This is a genomic window from Flagellimonas pacifica, from assembly GCF_900215465.1.
GTDB classification, from domain to species: domain Bacteria; phylum Bacteroidota; class Bacteroidia; order Flavobacteriales; family Flavobacteriaceae; genus Flagellimonas; species Flagellimonas pacifica.
On sequence record NZ_OBEH01000003.1, the window covers coordinates 330,556 to 346,428 of the forward strand.

General features: G+C 38.7%; 7 protein-coding genes. 1 reads left to right on the forward strand and 6 read right to left on the reverse strand.

What is annotated here, in order from left to right; all coding sequences use genetic code 11:
• Position 1: 1 nt before the first annotated feature.
• From CRO15_RS11215 to CRO15_RS11240, 6 genes are all read right to left on the reverse strand, one after another.
• Positions 2-1,669 carry a discoidin domain-containing protein gene (locus CRO15_RS11215; RefSeq protein WP_097045914.1) on the reverse strand — a complete coding sequence of 556 codons (1,668 nt, stop codon included), beginning with the start codon at positions 1,667-1,669 and terminating at the stop codon, positions 2-4.
• A gap of 5 nt (positions 1,670-1,674) precedes the next feature.
• A complete protein-coding gene (locus CRO15_RS11220; RefSeq protein WP_207763869.1) occupies positions 1,675-3,087 on the reverse strand; it encodes a sulfatase in 1,413 nt (470 codons plus the stop codon).
• 139 nt (positions 3,088-3,226) lie between these two features.
• Positions 3,227-4,804, reverse strand: coding sequence for a LamG-like jellyroll fold domain-containing protein (locus tag CRO15_RS11225; RefSeq protein ID WP_097045915.1), 1,578 nt, complete (start codon positions 4,802-4,804; stop codon positions 3,227-3,229).
• Between the two features lie 21 nt (positions 4,805-4,825).
• Positions 4,826-6,610: a RagB/SusD family nutrient uptake outer membrane protein gene (locus tag CRO15_RS11230; protein WP_097045916.1), complete on the reverse strand. Its 1,785-nt coding sequence runs from the start codon at positions 6,608-6,610 to the stop codon at positions 4,826-4,828.
• 11 nt (positions 6,611-6,621) lie between these two features.
• Positions 6,622-9,927, reverse strand: coding sequence for a SusC/RagA family TonB-linked outer membrane protein (locus tag CRO15_RS11235; protein WP_097045917.1), 3,306 nt, complete (start codon positions 9,925-9,927; stop codon positions 6,622-6,624).
• A 61-nt stretch (positions 9,928-9,988) separates the two neighbouring features.
• Positions 9,989-11,347: a Gfo/Idh/MocA family protein gene (locus tag CRO15_RS11240; RefSeq protein ID WP_097045918.1), complete on the reverse strand. Its 1,359-nt coding sequence runs from the start codon at positions 11,345-11,347 to the stop codon at positions 9,989-9,991.
• A 316-nt stretch (positions 11,348-11,663) separates the two neighbouring features.
• On the opposite strand from CRO15_RS11240, the gene CRO15_RS11245 reads away from it, so the two are divergent.
• Entirely contained in the window at positions 11,664-15,860 is a 4,197-nt protein-coding gene (locus tag CRO15_RS11245; protein WP_097045919.1) for an ATP-binding protein, read from the forward strand.
• Positions 15,861-15,873 lie beyond the last annotated feature (13 nt).

A 15,873-nucleotide genomic window follows, 5' to 3' on the forward strand; every position in this document is an offset into this window, starting at 1 on the left:
CTTAGTAGATAAAATCAATTTCGTTCAGGATAAGATTTTCTTCTGAACCGGATGATATATGAACCTCACTTACCAATATTTTTAAATATCTCGTGGTTATTGGAGTATCAAAAGACAGTTGATTTTCGGGAATGTTTTCTAAATCAAATTCCTTGACTTCCACATACGTGTTTCCATCTGCGCTTTCTTGGACGATAACATGTTTTGGTCGAAAATTTATGCCTCCTCTATCCGAGTGCAGGTATATACCGTTAAATTTGTTTTCAGTGCCCATATCAATTGTCAATTCGTGATTTCCATTTGTTGAAATATCATATGGGTAATTGCTGTGCCAATATGAAGAAAGGTCCCCATCTAAAGTTGTAACTATATTTCTGGCACTGTTAGGGCTTGTGGTATTTGCCGTAATAGTCCAACTGGAACGATCTGAAAAGGTAAAGATTTCATAGGTTTTATTTACGTCATCATTCGGCGTTTTGGTGGATAAATCGATGGTGTAATTGTATTTGTAAAGTTCGTGCCTGTTTCCTTGTATTGTCAGTCCCTTTATGGATAGGAGCATATCGTTCTTAAACTCATCTTTATAATTGTTGAATAGCTCTTGATATGGCATTTTGACACTGAAACTATATCTATTGTCTCCTAGGTCTGTAAAACCTGTAACGAAGGTCACATCATCATAATTATTATTTGCCTGACCACTTGGAGCGCCGTCATTGCTAATATAGAGATGGGTTGGTGTAGTATCTGAAGATATGATTCCTTGGACATCTATGCTATTGTTGGCATCATTTTTCTCAATTTCCAACATTTGCATCTCCATGCTATCTTGTGAATAATATACAATACCATTGTTGATTTTATTAAAAGCCTCATTTACATTTAGGATGGCTGCAGTGGTTTTGGTCATAAAAACCATATCTTCTTGCCCATTCTCGTATGTATGATTGCCAAAAGACATTAATGATATTTTGGGGAGCTCTGAGTTTTTATGACAGTTGTGAGGCACATTTAGGCCATGTGCTAATTCGTGCATGATTCCACCAAGACCTGCAGACTTCATTAACTCAAAGTCTCCAAAATATTTGCCAGTAGGTTCAAGGCTAAAATTGGAGGATCTTGCATAAGCATTCTTTCCAGAGCCCACAAACCTAATCAAGGTTTCTTCATTAGAGAGAATTAAAGAATGTGCACTAGCCTTAAAGCCGGCATTGGAACCAAAATAGTTGTTCACAGCTGCATTTAATTCTTGAAGGGTAGAGTATGGGTCTTGCTCTTCTTTATCATGATAGTAAGAACTTGGGTTGCTACTTTCAATTACATGCACTCGCACCTTCCCATGTTGATTTGTGATCAATCCGAAGGTTTTTTCGCCATAACCATTGAGTTCCATCTGTACTTCGTACCATTTTTGTATGTACAAAGCCATGTCACTTATTTTATTGATAACATCATCTGTGGCATTAAAATCTGAAGGTTTATAGAAAATAATATTTACCGCATATTGGTCAGATTTATTGACATTCCAAATATCCTCTTCCGGAGTTTCTGGCTCTTCTGGTTCTTTTGGTTTTTCGGTAGTTTTTGGGTCTGGTATTTCTGCACTATCTGAGGAGCATGAACATAAGAAGACCATCAAAAGAGCTAATACAAGATATTTTGATTTCATAATTTCTATTTTGGAGATTGTAGGTACTCGGGATTAAGTTTATTTGGAACAGGAGCATTGGTGTCTGCTCGCCATTGCTCTAAGAGATTGAACAATTCCTTGGTTTTTTCAGGTAGAGAATCAACCAAATTATTTTTTTCACCAAGATCGTCTTCCAAGTTATAAAGCTCAATAGCGTCATCTTCAAAATAATGGTGCAATTTCCATTTGCCATATCGAATTACCGAACCAGGACGTGTCCTAAACTTAGAATCTCTATTCTCGTTTTCTTTTGCAACGGCCTGTAAATACACTGGAAAATGCCAGAATAGAGGCCTTTCTTCAATTTTTTTCTTTTTTGTTAGGACTGGATATAGACTATTTCCATCCAAAATTAGATCCCTTGGTGCATCAATATTGGCAATCTCGAGCAAGGTGGGGTAAATATCTATATTGGAAATAGGAGTATTATTCCTGATGCCATTATCTATTTTATCCTTCCAAACAATAAAGAAAGGAACCCTAATTCCCCCTTCATAATAACTTCCTTTTCCAGCCCTTAGTGGGTGCTGGTTACTAACAAAAAATAAACCCCCATTATCTGAAGTGAATATAATGACTGTGTTTTTGAATTGATTTGTTTGTTTTAAGTGTGAAATGAGTTTTCCAATATTGGCATCCACATCTTCTATCATGGTTGCATAACTAGGATTGCTTTTACCAGGAATTTTTTCTTTTGTATGATATTTTGCCAATAAGGAATCTACAGGCTGTATTGGGGTATGCACCGCATAAGGAGCATAATTTACAAAAAAGGGTTCTTTATTTGTCTCCAAAACTTGGATAAGCTCATCCATAATTAAACCTGTCAATCTCTCTCCTTTTTCTGCTTTAAGGTCTATATTTTTAAACGGGGCATGGTAACTGGATGGATGCCCTGCATGACTTCCTCCAATATTAATGGCAAATCCGTTTTGTAAAGGGTCATTTGATAAATGCCACTTTCCCGCATGGATAGTATGATATCCACCTTTTTTTAGCAATTCTGGAATGAGTAGAAACTTCTCATCAATTTCCGTCTTGTTCGCAGTGGGAATTAATTTCCTATCCTCAGATTTTCCTCTTTCAGAGCTTCCTACGGTAAGAATACCATGTCTTTGCGTCCATTTCCCTGTCATTAAACTTGCTCGACTTGGTGCACAATTGGCGGCAGCGGCATAAGCATTTGTGAAAATTACGGACTGCATCGACAAATCATCTATTACGGGAGTTTCGTAAAAAGTACTACCCATGAAAGATGGTTCTCCCCAACCTAAATCATCTATATTGATGAGAATAATGTTGGGTTTGATTGGAGTTGAGGTGTTAGAGGATTGTTTGGTTTCACAACTCAACATGCCAAGAACCATAATAGTATGTAATGCAAACCTAATTTTCATAAAGTCGTATAAACTACCGTTAAAAGAATAACTAAATTATTGAAAAGAAAGAATGCCCGAACAACCAACCCATAAATCGAATGTTTCGGGCACCTTCTTCTCAAGAACTAACTCAAACTAAACTTATTTTTTTACATGATTATGATTGTGACAAAAGCATTATGGCCTCAGGAGAAAGGGAAGTCGAGTAAATCCTAAAATCGTCCATGGCCCCATTGAATATCCTGGCCCCGGACTGTGCTCCTATCTCGACATCGGTCTCTCCTGCGTTTCCTGTATCTATTGTTGTAGTTGGCAATGATGCACTTTCGACACCATCAACATAGACCGTGAGTATGGCCCCATCATAGCTATAGGCCACATGGTGCCACTCGCCGTCGTTTACGGCTGCAACGCTGTTCAGGCCACCGCCCTGGAACTCTGAACGTATGGTGCCGTCAGGGTTTATAGCAAAAGTTGCCCTACTGCCGGTTCCCGACTCGCCCCAATGGGAAATTGTAATTCTCTCAGTGGTAGTGGTCTTCACCCATGCCGACACGGTCCTTGAATTGGGCCCGTTCACTCCAGTATACCCAGATAAGGTGACTGCATTGCTGCCATCAAAGGTGTATGCGTTTTCACCAACTATCCCAGTTTCATAGGCAGGTGCTCCTGTGGAAGCGCCTGCTCCGCCGGCAGATCCTTCATTTAAAAGGCTACCTTCAAAGTTTAACTGGGTTTCAATTGTTGGTTGCGCAGCCAATAAGCCAATACTTCCGGCATCCAAGGCAATGTCATAAATCCTAAAATCATCCATGGCTCCATTGAAAATCCTGGCTCCGAACTGTGCTCCAATTTCAACATCGGTCTCTCCGGCGTTTCCTGTATCTATTGTTGTAGTGGGCAATGATGCACTTGCGACACCATCGACATAGACCGTGAGTATGGCCCCGTCATAGGTATGGGCCACATGATGCCACTCGCCGTCGTTTACGGCTGCAGTGCTGTTCAGTCCACCGCCCTGGAACTCTGAACGTATGGTCCCATCAGGGTTTACTGCAAAGGTTGCCCTGCTTCCGGTTCCAGACTCGCCCCAATGAGAAATTGTAATTCTCTCAGTGGTAGTGGTCTTCACCCATGCCGACACGGTCCTTGAATTGGGTCCGTTCACCCCTTTGTATCCAGTTAACGTAACCGCATTGCTACCATCAAAACTGTATGCATTTTCACCAATTATCCCGGTTTCGTAGGCAGGTGCCCCTGTAGAAGCGCCTGCTCCACCGGCAGAACCTTCGTTCAATAAACTTTCCTCATAGTTCATTCGAACAGTTATTGCTGGATCTAAGGGTTCAGCGGTGCTCTCTACAATAATGAACCCTTCTTTGATGACTTCATCAACGCCAAATTCGTTACGAACCTTTAGGCTGACATTAAATTCTCCGGAAATAGGGTACTCAACTGTAGGGCTTGCTTCAGTGCTAGAGGGAGGGTTTCCACCGTCAAATTTCCATGTATACAAGATAGGAGTATTTGTGGATGCATCTGTAAACGTTATTGTTCCATCTTGATCAACCGTAGTTTGTGATGCAGTAAAATCTGCCTCAGGCAACAACGCTGAATCAACATTGGATTCTCTCAGATAGCCATCATCATTTCTAGCGCAAGATCCAAAAATTAAGGCCATAATGACCATTAGGCCCAGTGTCTTTGTTTTTATATATATAGTATTACTTTTCATACTCTTTAATTTTTAGTGTGGTTACCATCCTGGGTTTTGTTCAATATTTGGGTTGAGCACCAGCTGATCTGCAGGTAAAGGGAAAAGGTAGTAATGGTCTGGAAATGCTGGTGGAGCAAGTGGGATTAATTGTACATACCCTTCAGGTGCATCGCCTTGAATTGGGATGTTCTGGGCATAATCGGCTTGGGTAATCCATCTACCTAATTTCACTTCTGTGGCATAATTCATCTTTTTCCATCTTCTTAGATCATCCCTTCGAACACCTTCTCCCATCATTTCTACAGCTCTTTCCCGTCTAATTTCAAAAAGTACAGGATCTACCCCAGGGTCTCTGGTTGGATCAAAATCTGACGTGATCTGTGCAATGGTCATTGGTGCTACACCTCCACGTTGCCTCAGTTTATTGATGGTTATATCCGCCACGGATTGATTAAAATCTCCTACTTCAAATTTGGCTTCAGCATGTATGAGAAGAATCTCTCCCATTCTAAATAGGGGGTCATCGTTTAAATCCTGGCCTGAATTCCCTTCGTTATGTTCATTCCATATTTTCCAAAAACGATACCCGTTTCCGGTTTGGGTGGGAACAAGCTTGTCGAAATTGGGTACTTCTCCAGTAACTCTTTTTGACCAGTTACGATCTGGTAATTGTTTGTTTGGGAACCCTCCGGTAATGGCCTCAAGAATTGGGAAAAATTCTTCATCCGCAGGATTTCCTGTAGATGTCCAATTCTGACTTCCATCCCCATTCACCTTATAGGGCGGTGGGCTCAAAATCAACAATCGATTGTCTCTATCTCTAAACTCCGCATAAAAATCCTTGTCCCCCTGAAATTGGGTGTTGGTCGGATTGGTTACTGGAAGTCCGTTTTTGGTTAAAAATTTATCAATTCCTTTTCGGGTAATATCATATTTGTTGTTTGTAGATCTTGTATTTGTAGATGTCCAATGTGTCAATTCGTCTATAACATAATGTTTGTAGAGCAATATTCCTTCTATAGGCCCAAGGTCTATACTGTTAAAAACGTGATCGTAATTAGGGTGAATATCAGGATATTTATCAATCAATTCCGCTGATGTCTGTATTGCTGCGTTCAAAAATTTGTCGTGGTCACTAAGCCCGTGATACTTACGCCATGTACCTTCAAACAGCGCAAAGCGTGCCAAAAGCGCCTTGGCCACATCCGGATTAACGGTATTTGGGCCATCGCCATCTTCCTTAATAATTCCAATGGCTTCTTGTAAATCTCTTAATATATTATTTGCTACCAAGTCACGGGAATCCCGTGGGGCATATAGAACGTCGGTATCCGTATCGGTCAATTCATTTTCCAACCAGGTCACGCCTCCATATCTGTTTAAAAGATTAAAATATTGATGTGCCCTAAAAAAGAGGCCTATTCCACGCCAATGTGCAATCTCTTCTTCAGTCATTTCAGAGCCCGCAATTCGGTCCAACATGATATTGACCCTACGGATATTCTCATAAGAAATTCCGTATACGGTTCCTCCACTTTCAGCAGGTACATTAATGTTCTGTGCAATATATGGTCGTGATACGCTACTCCCTCCATTTTGCATTAAGTCTGCATCGAGGTCACGAGTGGCAACCCAAGAAAGTGCTCTGGGATATGCGTCAAAAAATTCATAGAAGCTCCATGCATAGGTGCGTACATTGTTATAGGTGCTAAATATTGTTGCTTCTGATAGCTCTTGTTGTGGAACAAGGTCTAGGTCATCGTCACAACTAGAAGTTAGGACGGTGAAGCATATCAAAGTTAAAAGGTGTTTAAAATTTTTCATTTCAATTTTTTTTAGAATGATACATTAAGTCCTACTGAATATTGAGCTAAAATGGGATACCTTCTAGCAATATTGGTGGTTGTCTGATCGGGATCTAACCCTCTTTGCAAATTGTCAAAAATAAAGGGGTTGTTTGCCGAGACAAACACACGTAATTTGTTTAATCTTAAACGTTCCAACAGGTTATCATTAAAGGAATAACCAAGAGTGATGTTCTGAACTCTAAGATAGCTTTCATCACTTAGGTATTTGGTCTGTACAAATCGACTTCTGTCATAGTTACTATCATTATTTCCAGTACTTGCATCTCCATAAATTCTTGGATAGAAAGCATCTTGATTATCAGGGGTCCAATAGTCCAATTGATGCGCGTAGATATGATCAAATACAGAGGGGTAGGGGAAAATCAAATCTACATCTTGACTTCTAGTATCTTCACCTACAGTTGTAAACCCTCTCCAACGATCACGTTTACCTACACCACTTAGTACAAAAGAAAGGTCAAAGCCTTTGTATGCCATATTGCCATTGACACCAAATTGATACCTTCTTGTACTATTACCGATACGTTTACGGTCGCCTGGGCCTGTTTCTGGAATGACATTTCCATTTTCATCAAATTGAGGTTCTGCCGTTCCATTGCCATCGGTGATTTGGCCATCACCATTAAGATCTCTATATTTTATATCTCCAGGGTAGGGCACAGGAGCGTTCTCTGGAAAAGGGACCCCATCCTTTAATTCTCTATTGGGACCAGAAAGGTCGGCATTCAATGTACCTTCCACAAAATCATCTACCGTGTAATATCCATCGGTAACGTAGCCCCATATCTCACCAATCTCTTTTCCTTCATAAAATGCGGCAGGATTAATTGATTTTTGAGCAGATTCAAAACGTGTAATTTTGGAATGGTTATCGAAGACGTTTACATTGATGCCATAACTGAATTCTCCAATTTTATCGTTCCAGCCAATTTCTATGTCCCAACCTTTAGTTTCTAAATCTGCGTCATTTTGCAAAGGCGCTTCAGTACCTAAAATAGCGGGTAGTGGGAGCGCAGCCTTTAACATTCCAAGGGTTTCCCTGGTGTAAATGTCAAAAGATGTGCTCAAACGGTTTTTAAAGAAATTGGCATCAATCCCCAAATTCTTTGTCACCACTTCTTCCCATGTAAAGGTATCACTTACCAATTGTGCAGGATTAAAGCTAATGAATCGTTGATCAGTACTAAGATTGATCCAGTTGGCTAAAAAATCTTCGTAACCGGGAATAGATGGATAGTACTCTTGTTGGTTATTGTCAGGTCTTCTGTATTCTTGGTTTCCAATTTTCCCCCAAGAAGCTCTTGGCTTTAAAAGGGAAATAAAATCTACATTTTCCATGAAAGGTTCTTCGCTAATGTCCCAGCCCACAGAAACTGAGGGCAACCAGGCATATCGGCTGCCTTCGGCAAATCTTGATGAACCATCGTAACGCAAATTGGCTTCAATAAAATAGCGATCAAGTAGTGTATAGTTCAATCTGCCAAAATATCCAACCACGGCCCAGTCATAAAAAGAATCGGTAATGGTAAAATTCTCGCCTTGGGCCAGATTAAAAGTAGGAGTATCTGGATCTATCAAATCATTCCTAAATGCACTAAAAACATCTTGTTTTTCATCTTCTTTATTGAATCCCAATAGAAAATTGAAATTATGGTCTCCAAATGTCACATTATACTTGCCATAAATATTAAATCCATTGTAAATCCTTGTGGTCTGGGTTTTTCGAAGACTAGAATTTCTTAGTGCATCTTCTTCAGAAACCGTTGGATTAAATCTAAACGTACTGTAATACCGCTGTGCATTCCTAACGGCGACAGTATTAATGTATTTTTTCTCAAAAGTATATTCCCCAGTCAAGGAGAAATCCTTGAAAGGTTTCCATTCTAAGCGTTGGAACAATCTTATGTTGTCTTCGTCCCTTTTTGTAGGCACAGAAAAGCGAACAACATTTCCAGGGCTGTTGAAGGGCAGTACGTCTCCAGTTCCATCATCAAAGAATCCGGTGGGATCATACATCCTCTGCTGTAAAGCCTGGTTGTATTGTGCATTGGGAACAGATTGGATACTGGAACGGAAAAATATATTGGATGAGGAGGTCAGTTGTGGAGTAATATCCGCATCAACCTGCGCATTGACATTATATTTTTTAAAGGAATCCTTATCGGTTACCATGACCCCATCTTCAAAGGCGTATCCTGTACTTAAACGATATCCTACTTTTTCACCTCCCCCGGAGACGGAAAAATTATGAATGGTGGAGTACCCAAAGTTCTTGATAAAGTCATCAATAATGTCAGAGTCTGTCAAAGGATAATATTGACTGCTACTTTCTTCAAAGTGAATAGGGTATGTGGTATTGTTGATAGGGTCGCTTACCAGATTAAGCTGACCTAATTGGTTTGCATCATAAAGATCCAAAAGCTCAATCCACCTATCTACGTTTTGACCTGCAAAGTAAGCGTTTACACCAAAGGTGTCAAGAGATTCAGCAAATTGGCGAGTAGTGGCCTTTTCTGGTTGATCAACCGCGCGAGAAACACTGGTGGTAACATCATAGCTAAATGAAACTTTTTGATTTCTTCCTGCACTTTTTGTAGTAATCAATACCACACCAAATGCCGCCCGAGCACCATAGATTGATGAAGCTGCCGCATCTTTAAGTACGGAAATGGATTCAATATCTCTGGGGTTTAAATCCTCGATGTCACCTGGAACATTATTGATTAAAATCAATGGGGAACCACCATTTATGGAAGTAAATCCTCTAATGTTTATGGAGGTGCTTGTATCACCAGGCTGTCCTGAACTTTGGACAATTTGAAGACCAGCGGCGGCACCTTGTAGTGCTTGCGTAGCATCTACAATAGGACGGTCGTTAATAATCTCGTCCATTTGCACATATGAAGCCGCTCCGGTAACGTTTTCCCTCTTTTGGGTACCAAAACCAACCACGACCACCTCGTCCAATTGTGAGACATCTGGTGATAGGGAGACATTCACTGTGGTTTGCCCATTTAACGAAATCGTTTGCGAAAGGAAACCAATTGAACTTATTACCAATGAGGCGTTAGGGGGAACGGTTATTTCATAATTTCCGTCAAAATCTGCGGCTACACCATTGGTAGTGCCTCCTTCTATGACGCTTGCGCCAGGAATGGGCATTCCAGTTTCAACATCGGTTACATTTCCAGTCACCTTGATGTTTTGGGCAAACAGCGAGCCACAAAACGCAAGTGATAATAGAAATACGAGTTTAGTTTTCAGTTTTTGCATTAATCATTTGATTTTAGTTAGTAAACAGTTTTTGGTTATTCAATTTGCTTGCATTATTCTTTTAATATGTGTCCTTAATCCAATTGTAAGGTTTTCTTTTTATCCAGTTTCCGCGAGTAAAATCTGGAAAATCCTGTGGTTCTCCGTTGTTTGCAATAGATTGCTCGGAAAGTGGGGTAATTGCACTCCAAGCGGCGGCATCATATGCATCCATGGGAGGGGCAATATTTTGTAGTGCCGATTGTACAAAGGCATTGATTACAAAGAAATCCATTCCACCGTGGCCAGCGCCTTTGGCATAAACACCATATTTCTGCCATAAAGGATGATCATATTTTTCCAACCATTCTTTGGCTTCATCCCAACGATGTGGTTTGGACTTTCCTTCAATATAAATACGTCGGCCATCTACTTCCCATAAACCTTTGGCTCCTTGTACACGGAACCCAAGTGAATATGGTCTAGGAAGATTACAATCATGGGTGATGACAATGGTTTCACCCATAGAAGTCTCAATAGTGCTTGTTATGACATCACCTTGTTTCCAGTTTAATTTTGCATTTGGATGTTCCTCCCCACCTTGTTTTACAATGTAATCTTTGAAACCAATGGCTTTGGAGGCATGCGAAGTAATAGAGGAAAAACGATTGCCTCTATTTATATTAGCCATTGCCGCTATAGGTCCAACGCCGTGGGTTGGATAAAAATCCCCATTTCTATAAAGTGAATGTTGTGTACGCCACTTAGATTCGGAAATTCCCTTATCCCCGAATTCAGCTCCTTTTCCGTAGGCTGTTTTTCCATCATTAAAAAGTACACCTCTAAGATCGTGTTGATATCCACATCTGTAATGTACCATTTCTCCAAAGACATTTTGTTTTACCATATTGAGTATAGCCAAAACATCTCTTCGGTAATTTACATTTTCCAAAATCATTAAATGTGTCCCGGTCTGCTCGTGGGTATTTACCAAATCCCAACACTCTTCAAGCGTATTGGCGGCAGATACTTCCAACCCTGTATATTTTCCAGCGAGCATGGAATCTTTTGCCATACGCGTGTGCCATAGCCATGGTGTGGCTATTATTACAGCATCCAACTCCTTTAACTCAAGTAGATTGCGATAATCATATTCATCTTTGCCAAAGGTTTTTGGCTTTCCCTTTCCTTTTTTGGTTATGATATCCAGAGCCAATCGTATTCTTGAATCGTCCACATCGCAAATTGCTCCTACATTGACATCATCCCTTAGTAAAAGGTTGTTCAAATGATTGGTCCCACGCAAACCAACACCAATCAGTCCAACATTTAATTTGGTCGACAATTTGTCTTTTACCGCACCTAATGAAATACTTGGAGCAAGAGCCAAACCTGCCCCTGCTATTGCAGTTTTTTTAACAAAACTTCTTCTTGAGCTCATAATTGGATTTTGAGATATTCTTTTATTAGTTCGATGTTAAATTTCCTCTCTCCAAATATTGGTATTGTGCTTTGCTCAAGGGGTATGTATTTTAGTCTAAAACCACCTCATTTTTCAGTTTTAGGTTCTTTTTAGACTGAAAATCCGTAATTTGAAGTGTATTTAAGGTTTAGCAAGCATTAAAATGTGTACGACAACATTGGTTGTTTACTTGATTTTAAAAGTTGTTGTTGGCTGAAAAAATGTAATTTGAATAAGATTTGTTAATTGGAACAAGTTTAACGGTTAGTTATGGTTCCAAAATATATTATGGAAAATGACAGAAGAGGGCAGGGAAGTTGGAATAATAAAAAAAATGAAGATGCTTTTTATGCATTGTTTGTTCATGCCTAAAAAAAGGATTAACCCACAAGCTGGTCTTTTTTACTTTTTGATTGTTTTTTCATGCTTCCAAATGGTCAAAAGTCAAGAACTCCAAAACTTCATTCATTTCGAAAAGGGATTTCATCCATCCACAACAATTGAAAATGACAGTTTGGGGAATGTACTAATTTCTTCTACTAAAGGTATATATAAGTATAATGGGTATGATTTTGACTTTAAGTCGTATACCACCATTTTTGGCTATGAGTTTATCAACAAAAGAAGAGTTTATTTTAAAAAGGACGGAAGGAATAACTATTGGTTGGCCACTTATAATGGTGAACTTACTATGTTGGGTAAAAATGGGAGGTATACCCACTTTAGAGATAGTTTGTCTAAAGGGGAAACATCTTTTAAAATCAACGCTATAATACCTCATGGCGATTTGGTTTGGTTTGGTTCTGAAGAGGGTTCCTTGTATAAATATGATTATTCCAAGTCCCAGATATCCCGGGTAGCCACATTGCCCAATATTCAAAATCATTCCCAAGCAATCAATAATCTGGCAGTTACAGACTCAAATCAAATATGGATAAGTACCAAAGGAGGTAGGGTTTATGGTTTTAAAGAGACAATAAAACAACTTCAAGAGCTAAAAATGCCTTTTGATGATAAAATTTTGCATTCACTACTTTTAGTAGCAGACAAAAAAGGCAAGTTATGGATAGCTTCTGAACTTTACGGACTTTATCAGTATGAGCCAAGTTCTCAAAAACTAGAACCATTCCACCTTTCAGAGCATCAAGTAAAATCCAGTGGCGGCATTCCAGCATTTTATGTTTTGTTTTGTGATAAAAGCGGGGATATTTGGGCAGGTACGGATGGTGAGGGATTGTTTAAAATTGATAAAGACAACTATAAGGTTTCCCGATTTAGACATCAAGACAATAATCGGTTTTCCATTAGCAACAATAGCGTAACTGGCATCTCTGAGGATAACCATGGCAATCTTTGGATAGTTTATAAAAAAGGGTCGATTGACATTCTGCCCAATTACAACAGCAGTGTACAATATTTTACAGGATCAGAGAACAATGTTCCTTCGCCAATACTTTGTATGCTTAAAGCTACTGATGGTTCACTTTGGATTGGAACTGATGGAAAAGGGCTGAATAGGGTATTCCCCAATGGAAAAGGTGTGCAATATGGAAATAAAACAAGCAATTCTTCAATTTTTAAAGGGAGATATATCCAACGTATTGTTGAAGCTTCAAATAATAATATTTGGATTGCAACTTATAAAAATGGACTTTTTGTTTACAATCCAAGGCTTAATAGGTTTAAAAGGGTTAAGATTTCTGGAATTTCAGAAAAGTCTGCTGCGGATGTTCGCTTTCTTTATAAGGATACAAAGAACCGTATATGGGCAACAACCACAGAAGGCATTCACATTTTTAATGAAAACCAGAAGCAACTGGCTTTTTTCAACTATCGTTCTTATGGGGTGTCTGGAGTAATATCAGAAAGTATATATGAAACTAAGAAAGGTTCAATATGGGTTGGTGTGAACCGCGGAGGATTGTTCAAGTTTGAAGAGAATGAGGATTCCATTCAGAATTCGGCGTTCAGAAAAGTTGAATATTATCAAAAAACACATAGTGAGGATACCAATAATTATGATCCAGCCTTTATGGTCAATGATGATGAAGATAACCTTTGGATAGGGACACTATCTGGCTCATTAATGTATTTGAACACAAAAGATTATTCCTATAAATCATTCTTGAATCATGACAGTTTTAAAGATTTGACTATTTGTGCAATGTTTTTTGATGACTATAATAAATTATGGTTAAGTAGCAGAAATGGACTGCATCATTATGATGTGGAAAAGGATTCCCTAAGTTCTTATTACAGCATAGATGGTTTGCAAAGTGACAGGTTTACTCGGAAAAGCTCTTTTAAGGGAAAGGATGGGATGCTCTATTTTGGTGGGGATGATGGTGTGAGTGCGTTTTATCCACATTTGATGAAAAAAAATGAACTTATTCCCAACTTGGCCATTAGTCAAATTGATATTTTGAACAAGCCAGCTTGGGATTTGGTTCCTGATCAGATTGAGAAAGGGGTTGAGTATGTTGAATCTTTAAATTTGAAATCGAACCAATCGTCGTTCTCTTTTCAATTTGCGGCTATTGGAGATGTCCTCAAACCAGAATACCATTATGCATACAGGTTAAGAGGTTTTAACGAAGAATGGATAACTCCGAGAGGGGAGCGGGTAGCTACCTATACCAATATTCCTCCAGGCAAATATATTTTTGAGGTAAAAGCTGGTACCCAAAAGGGCATTTGGAATATTCCTACCAAGCAAATTTCAATTTTTATTAGTCCGCCTTGGTGGTCAGGTAATATAGCATATTCAGCATATGTATTGTTCACAGGGTTGTTAATTCTTGGAATTGTTTTTTGGGTAAGACTCAGGAATAAATTGCATAGGGAAGAGTTTCAATTTAATAAGGAAAAGGAACTTTATGCCTTAAAGATGAATTTCTTTGCCAAAATGTCACATGAAATTCAAACACCTTTAACACTGATTACCGGTCCAATTGATGATATGTTACATCGTGCTACATCCAATGGCAATCAATTATTGCGTCAAAGGCTTTCATTGATCAAAAACAATGCGCAAAGACTTTCCAGAATTTCAAAAGGTTTAATGACTGTAAGAGATAGGGAATTGGATAAGTTGCGCGTTTATGCTTTGAGAAAGAATATTGTGGATGATCTTAGGAAAATAGCCAGTTCATTTTCAGAACAAGCTAGATTTAAGGATATTGATTTTGTTCAGGACTATCCTAAAGAAGAAGTATTTCTATGGTATGATGCGGAAAAATTGGAACATATTTTTTACAATTTATTGTCCAATGCTTTTAAGTTTACCCCTCGCGGGGGACAAATTGTGTTAAGGTTAAAAGAAGGTAAAAAAAGACTTAAAATCTGTGTTATTGATTCTGGTCCTGGAATACCACAAGAGGAACGTGAACATATTTTTGAAATGTTCTACCAATCTGAAATTGGAAAAAATGTAAAAGGATTGGGTATTGGATTGGCGCTTACCAAAGAGTTGGTAGACCTTCATCATGGTAAGATAAAAGTTTCCTCATCAGGTGAGGGAACCTGCTTTACTGTGAGCTTAAAAACCGGCAATATTTTCTCAAAGGAGGAAAAAGGAACCAACATGGGTGTAAACTCATTGAATATGCCATCATTGGCAGAAATAGATTTGCTCAAAGAATTGGATATTGTTTATGAGGATAGGATAGATAAACGCGCTACTATTCTTATAGTTGAGGACAATGTGGATATGCAAATATTTCTTAGAGATTTGTTTTATGAAAAATATTATGTGCAAATAGCGGACAATGGCGAGGAAGGATTGAAATTGGCTAAAAAGAAACTGCCCGATCTTATTGTTAGTGATATAATGATGCCTTCTATGGATGGAATAACAATGAGTAAAATTTTGATAAAATCAAAAGCTACATCGCATATTCCCATTGTATTGTTAACAGCTAAAGATGCTGCCAAAACTAAATTGACAGGGTTGCAAACTGGCGCTTTGGCATATATTCAGAAACCTTTTAACCCCAATGAACTATTGGTTAAGGTGAACAATATCCTTGACAATAAAGAAAAAACTATCAACAAGCATAAAACAGATGTAATCAGCGACCCTCAAATGGAAAAATTCAAATCCAAGGATGATCTGTTCATGGAAAGATTGGTGAACGAACTGAACAATAAGTTGGAAAGCTCGGAATTTAAATTGGAAGATTTGGCAAGTAGTATGCGCATGAGCTATTCTGTAATTTACAGGAGGTGTCAGGAAATTACCGGTAAAACCCTGATTGATTTTCACAAGACTCTAAAATTGAAGCATGCAGCTTTACTTTTCTTGGAAAATGGTTATAATGTTTCGGAAGCTGGATATATGGTTGGCTATAAAAATTCAAAGTATTTCACGAAGTGCTTTAAAGACGAATTTGGAAAACCCCCAATGGCCATTAAAAATGAATGCAAGGAAATTGGAATAGCACAATTGATAAAAAAATACAATATTGTGGCATTACAATCTATAGAATCATAGATTTTAATCTTTA